This window comes from Candidatus Thioglobus sp. (genome assembly GCF_029243085.1).
GTDB lineage: Bacteria > Pseudomonadota > Gammaproteobacteria > PS1 > Pseudothioglobaceae > Thioglobus_A.
This window is the reverse complement of record NZ_JAQWSS010000026.1, coordinates 1-5396: the sequence shown is the minus strand read 5'-3', so window position 1 is coordinate 5396 and position 5396 is coordinate 1. Positions and strand designations below refer to the sequence as shown.

Here is a 5396-nt window from a genome sequence, read left to right as displayed (position 1 = left end):
TTTGTTGTCTGTGGGTTCTGCTGCTGGTGTGGCACTAATGGGTCAATCAAAAGGGCTGTATACATTTGGCTCGCATCTTAAGTGGATGCCAGTCATTGCATTAGGCTATGTGGCTAGTGTTGCTATGCATATGTGGCTAAGTGGCATTCCATTTGTATAATCTCTATATAGATATCGGCAATACGGCTGTTAAATGGTTATTTAATGGCGAGTATCAGTCTGTGTTGGTTGCGGACTTTAGTATTGATTTATTACCTCAAGCGTCTCGTGTTCATGTCAGTTGTGTGGGTGATAAGTCTGTTTTAGGTAGTTTAGATAATACTACCTTTGTAAGGTCACAAGCGACGTTTGCTAGCTTTAAATCTGCTTATGATTCACCACAAGATCTTGGGATTGATCGATTCCTAGCGATGATTGCCGCTATTGATCAACTGCCTAATCAAAATATATTAATTATTGATGTGGGCAGTGCCTGCACGTTTGATTTAGTGTTGGCAAGTGGTGAGCATCAAGGCGGGCTGATTATGCCTGGTTTGGGGGTATTGCGCCGAAGTTTTGATCAATTCTCTAGTCAGTCTAAAAATATCACATTAGAGTCGTTAGCCAGTAATACAATAGACGGTTGGGAATATGGTACTTCACAGATGTTAATGAGTGTTATTACAGCTCAAATTGAAAATCATCAATCAAAATTGGGTGAGTTGCAAGTGCTATTAACTGGTGGCGATGCTAAGATGGTGGCTTATCGCTTGAATCAGTCAGTCATCATTAAACAAAATTTGGTTCTTGAAGGGCTTGCGCTTTACGCACAATCGCACAACTAGCCTTGGTATAATGCGCCTTAATTAATATAACGCAAAAATCAATGCAAGAAAATCGAGTTTTATCCGGCATGCGACCAACAGGTCGACTTCATTTAGGTCATTATCACGGCGTATTAAAAAATTGGCTTAAGTTGCAGAATGAGTATGATTCTTATTTTTTTGTTGCAGATTGGCATGCGTTTACCACGCATTATTCAGATAAGATCGATCTTGAAACCAATGTCATGGAAATGGTGGTTGATTGGTTAGCAGCCGGTATTAATCCTAATACATCAACGATTTTTGTCCAATCAAAAGTCCCAGAGCATGCTGAATTGCACTTGTTATTGTCAATGTCGACGCCATTATCTTGGTTAGAACGCGTGCCTTCTTATAAAGATCAGCAACTTAAGCTTAAAACCAAAGACTTAGGTACGTACGGATTCTTAGGCTACCCATTATTGCAAAGTGCTGATATTTTGATGTACAAGGCCGGTCTTGTGCCTGTTGGCGAGGATCAGGTTGCTCACGTGGAGCTAACACGTGAGGTAGCTAGACGTTTTAACCATATCTACGGGCGTGAGGCTGATTTTGAAGAAAAATCAGAGGCAGCTATTAGCAAGATGGGTAAAAAACAGGCTAAATTGTTCCGTTCATTACGTAAAGCTTATCAAGAAACTGGTGATGATAAGGCTTTGGTTAAAGCACAAGCAATATTAAAAGAACAGCAAAACATCACTCTGGGTGATCGTGAGCGCTTGGCCGGTTATATTGAAGGTGTGGGTAAAATCATTCTGCCAGAGCCAGAATCACTATTAACTAAAGCTTCCAAAATGCCAGGTTTAGATGGGCAAAAAATGAGCAAATCGTATGGTAATACCATTTCTCTTAGAGATACCGCTGAAGAAATTGAAACCAAGATTAAGCGCATGCCAACAGACCCTGCGCGTATTAAATTAACCGATCCAGGTGATCCAAACAAATGCCCAGTTTGGCAATTACATGAGGTTTATTCTGATGCACAAACACGTGACTGGGTAGTTGATGGTTGTACTAAGGCAAAAATGGGTTGTGTGGAATGCAAACAACCAGTGATCGATGCTATGAAAGTGGAGTTGATGCCAATGCAAGAACGTATTGCCAAGTATCAGGCTGATCCTGATTTAATTAGACAGATCATTCATGATGGTTCTGAAAAAGCCAGAATTGTTGCCAAAGAGACGATGGCTGAAGTGCGTGATGCGATGGGAATTACTTACTAATTATGGAAAGACTACAAAAACTAATTGCAACTGCTGGTTATGGCTCTCGTCGTTGGGCAGAAAGACTGATCGAACAAGGCCGTGTTGAAGTTAACAATAAAGCTGCCCAAATTGGCGATAAGTGTGAGATTACTGATAAAGTAAAAATTGATGGCAGGGCCATCGATCTTGAGCGTTATAAAGAAGAAGAGACTAAGGTTATTATTCTTAATAAGCAAGCCGGCGTTATATGTTCAAATAAAGATGAAGAAGGGCGTAAGAGTGTTTATAGCCTATTGCCTAAAGAATCTCGTTGGGTGATGGTGGGTCGTCTTGATCTTAATACCTCGGGGTTACTATTGTTTACTAACAATGGTGATTTGGCGAATAAGCTGATGCACCCAAGCTCTGAAATTGATCGTGAATATGCAGTTCGTGTACTTGGCCAGGTTGAGAATGAAGATATTACTCAGCTGACGACAGGAGTTGAGCTGGAAGATGGTTATGCTAAATTTGACCGTGTTGTCTTTGGTGGTGGAGAGGGTGCTAACCGTTGGTATAAGGTGGTACTTAAAGAGGGTCGAAAGCGCGAAGTGAGACGTCTTTGGGAATCTTTAGGGTTTAAAGTTTCACGCTTAATCCGGGTTCGTTTTGGTGAAATTCGCCTACCTGAAAACTTAAAAGCTAATCAATATGACTATTTAAAACCAGGCCAAGTTGGATTATTGTTAGATGCAGTAAAAATGCCTAATAAGCCTAAGAGAAAATAGACTGTTTAAGTTTATTTGATATAATTAAGAAATAATACAAAAGAGAGAAATCTAACATGATAATGAATGAATTAAACGCCGATCCTACTTTTTTCTTAAGCCTGTTAATGGTTGCTATTAGTGTAATCACTTTTATCGGCTTTGTTATGGCGAAAAAATTTAAGAAATAAACGCATAAGCAGTATGCTATTTAATGAGCTTAATACTGATGGCGTATTTTGGATGTCAATTTTATTTGTGCTCGCCTCATTGATTATGGCCATTGCTTTAAAGGTTTATTTTTCATCTAAAAAATAACCAAGCTACTTATCTAAGCGCTATTATCGTTTTCAACAAACCAAGGCTATCACGTATAATAACGCTTTTAGTTTTTAAGTTTTTTAAGCGTTAATGTCTGATTACAAATCCACTCTAAACCTACCTGCCACTAAGTTCGCCATGAAAGCAAACCTTGCTAATCGCGAGGGAGGATTTCTTAAAAAATGGCAAGATGATGATTTATACGCTCAAATTCGAGCGCATAATCAAGGCAAGCCGCAATTTACATTACATGACGGACCTCCGTATGCAAACGGTGATATTCATATTGGCCATGCAGTTAACAAGGTTTTAAAGGATATTATTGTTAAATCAAAATCTCTTTCGGGTTTTGATTCGCCTTTTGTGCCGGGTTGGGATTGCCACGGTTTGCCGATTGAGTTAAATGTTGAAAAGAAAAAAGGCAAAGTAGGGGTTAAGATTGATGCTAACACCTTTAGGGCAGAATGCCGCAAGTATGCTGACACTCAAGTTGCTAAGCAAAAGCTTGATTTTCAACGTTTAGGAATTCTGGCTGATTGGCATAATCCATACCTAACCAAAGATTTTCAGTATGAAGCTGATATTGTTCGCGCATTGGGCAAGATTGTTGATAATGGTCATGTCGCAAAAGGCTACAAGCCAGTACACTGGTGTACGGAATGTGGCTCGGCTTTGGCTGAAGCCGAAGTTGAATATAAAGATAAGCAATCTGATGCTATTGATGTTAAATTCCGCATTATCGATGATGCAATTTTTAACGTAGACAAGCCAGTAGCTGTTGTTATTTGGACCACAACACCCTGGACGCTGCCAGCAAATGAAGCAGTAGCACTACATCCTGAGCTTAACTATGTGTTAGCTGACATGGGTGATGAATATTTATTACTGGCTCAAGATTTAGCTGAAGACGCTTTATCACGTTATGAGTCAGAGGCGACGATTTCATCTCAAATATTGGCAGGTAGTGAGCTTGAAGGTCTTAAAGCGCAACATCCATTCTTTGATAAACAAGTGCCTATTATTTTAGGTGATCATGTAACTACCGATGCGGGCACAGGCGCTGTACACACGGCACCTGCACACGGTCAAGAAGATTTTGTGGTTGGCAAGCAATATGATTTACCGGTCAATTGTCCGGTTGATGGACGCGGTGTATTTTTTGAAGATACTGAGTTACTGGGCGGCCAGTTTATTTTTAAGGCTAATGCCAGTGTGATTGAAATTTTGAAATCAGCTAATGCCTTGGTTAAGCATGCACCTTTAGTACATTCTTATCCGCATTGTTGGCGCCATAAAACCCCGGTTATTTTTAGAGCAACACCACAATGGTTTGTCTCTATGCAAGATAACGGTCTGCGAGATACGGTTAATGCTGAAATTCCTAAGGTTGATTGGATTCCAGATTGGGGTAAGAAGCGTATTGAGCTAATGGTTGGCAACCGTCCAGATTGGTGTATTTCTCGCCAAAGATTCTGGGGCGTTCCAATTACTTTATTCACTCATAAACAAACCGGTGAGTTGCACCCAAACACTCAAGCATTGTTTACTGAAATTTCAGCCATGATTGAAAAAAGTGGCATTGAAGCTTGGTTTGAAACAGATATCAAAGAGCTATTGGGTGATGATGCCGATGATTATGAAAAAGCCACTGATACATTAGATGTTTGGTTTGATTCAGGCGTGAGTCATTTTGCGGTACTAAAGGCAAGAGCAGGATTGTCAGATGTGGCCGATTTGTATTTAGAAGGTTCTGATCAGCACCGTGGCTGGTTCCAGTCGTCACTGATTTCTTCTGTAGCTATTAATGGTAAAGCACCGTATAAACAAGTGCTAACACATGGCTTTACGGTTGATAAAGACGGCAAAAAAATGAGTAAATCATTAGGCAATGTAATGAGTCCGCAAAAAGTGGTGAATAATCTTGGCGCTGATATCCTACGCTTATGGATTGCATCAACAGACTACACTGGCGAGATGACAGTTTCTGATGAAATTTTGAAACGTTCAGCGGATTCATATCGTCGAATTCGTAATACCATGCGCTTTATGTTGGCCAATACTAGCGGTTTTAATCCTCAGCAGCATACGTTGGAAGCAGATAAGATGCTAGATTTAGATCGATGGATTGTTAGTAAGGCAGCTGAGCTACAAACACAAGTGTTGCAAGCTTATGAACAGTATAACTTTCATAACGTGACTCAATTGATTTTAAATTTTTGTAGTAATGATTTGGGTGGATTTTATTTAGATGTTATTAAAGATAGACAATACACCACGCAAGA

Annotated in this window: 4 protein-coding genes and 1 pseudogene; all 5 read left to right on the top strand. The window is 39.9% G+C overall.

From position 1 onward, the window contains the following. Positions 1–160: pseudogene (locus P8M52_RS01540) on the top strand (sodium:proton antiporter); the annotation flags it as partial. Continuing rightward, positions 153–824 (top strand): type III pantothenate kinase, encoded by a 672-nt coding sequence (locus P8M52_RS01535; protein WP_300306340.1) that lies wholly within the window; start codon positions 153–155, stop codon positions 822–824. The pseudogene P8M52_RS01540 and the gene P8M52_RS01535, both read left to right, overlap by 8 nt. Positions 825–865: 41 nt before the next feature. Beyond that, a complete protein-coding gene (locus tag P8M52_RS01530; RefSeq protein WP_300306338.1) occupies positions 866–2065 on the top strand; it encodes a tryptophan--tRNA ligase in 1200 nt (399 codons plus the stop codon). After that, positions 2065–2814 (top strand): pseudouridine synthase, encoded by a 750-nt coding sequence (locus tag P8M52_RS01525; protein ID WP_300306342.1) that lies wholly within the window; start codon positions 2065–2067, stop codon positions 2812–2814. Before P8M52_RS01530 ends, P8M52_RS01525 begins: the two co-directional genes overlap by 1 nt. A gap of 390 nt (positions 2815–3204) precedes the next feature. Beyond that, positions 3205–5396, top strand: a 2192-nt coding sequence (gene ileS, locus P8M52_RS01520) for an isoleucine--tRNA ligase (protein ID WP_300306335.1), incomplete at its 3' end; no start/stop codon positions are given.

Coding starts and splice junctions, on each gene's coding strand:
- P8M52_RS01530 (WP_300306338.1), top strand. CDS start 866: ATGCAAGAAAATCGAGTTTTATCCGGCATGCGACCAACAGGTCGACTT.